Origin of the sequence: Pseudomonas sp. SMN11 (genome assembly GCF_052041945.1) — a bacterium.
GTDB lineage: Bacteria > Pseudomonadota > Gammaproteobacteria > Pseudomonadales > Pseudomonadaceae > Aquipseudomonas.
In genome coordinates this window covers 1-556 of record NZ_JBKGGW010000090.1, presented here as the reverse complement: position 1 = coordinate 556, position 556 = coordinate 1, and the positions used below count along the sequence as shown (strand labels likewise).

Annotated in this window: 1 rRNA gene; it reads left to right on the top strand. The window is 51.6% G+C overall.

The window, feature by feature from the left end:
- Positions 1–100: 100 nt before the first annotated feature.
- Positions 101–556 (top strand): 16S ribosomal RNA (locus ACLEJU_RS28665); the annotation flags it as partial.

Below are 556 nucleotides of genomic sequence, written 5' to 3'. Positions count from 1 at the left end.
ACAAAGATTATCAGCATCACAAGTGGCCATGCGAGAAATCACATAGTCATTTGAGATTGCTGAGCCAAGTTTAGGGTTTCTTAAAAACCCAAGCAGTATTGAACTGAAGAGTTTGATCATGGCTCAGATTGAACGCTGGCGGCAGGCCTAACACATGCAAGTCGAGCGGATGACGGGAGCTTGCTCCTTGATTCAGCGGCGGACGGGTGAGTAATGCCTAGGAATCTGCCTGGTAGTGGGGGACAACGTTTCGAAAGGAACGCTAATACCGCATACGTCCTACGGGAGAAAGCAGGGGACCTTCGGGCCTTGCGCTATCAGATGAGCCTAGGTCGGATTAGCTAGTTGGTGGGGTAATGGCTCACCAAGGCGACGATCCGTAACTGGTCTGAGAGGATGATCAGTCACACTGGAACTGAGACACGGTCCAGACTCCTACGGGAGGCAGCAGTGGGGAATATTGGACAATGGGCGAAAGCCTGATCCAGCCATGCCGCGTGTGTGAAGAAGGTCTTCGGATTGTAAAGCACTTTAAGTTGGGAGGAAGGGCAGTAAG